Raw genomic sequence first — 250 nt, 5'->3', positions numbered from 1 at the left:
ATAATCACGCAGTGCTGCAACATAGATTTTCTGGCAGATAAAATTATCTTCGATGATCAGTAGTGGCGAATTGGCCAGTACTGCTGAGGAAGCAACAGAGCGATTGGCAGAACAAACCTACCAGTGCATGATTTCTGACTTGGGGCTACCGGATAGACCCGGGATTGAATTGCTACCTCTTATTCGCAATAGCACACTGAATCAACACACTCCCATCGTGGTTATCTCAGCCCATATGAGTGAGGAGTGA

Annotated in this window: 1 protein-coding gene; it reads left to right on the top strand. The window is 46.0% G+C overall.

What is annotated here, in order from left to right:
• Positions 1–52: 52 nt before the first annotated feature.
• A complete protein-coding gene (locus tag ACN4Z1_RS16040; protein ID WP_419423065.1) occupies positions 53–250 on the top strand; it encodes a response regulator in 198 nt (65 codons plus the stop codon).

This window comes from Legionella sp. ST3F1 (assembly GCF_048553315.1).
GTDB classification, from domain to species: Bacteria; Pseudomonadota; Gammaproteobacteria; order Legionellales; family Legionellaceae; genus Tatlockia; species Tatlockia donaldsonii.
Note: the sequence above shows the minus strand (reverse complement) of the source record. Positions and strands in the feature narration are given on the sequence as shown.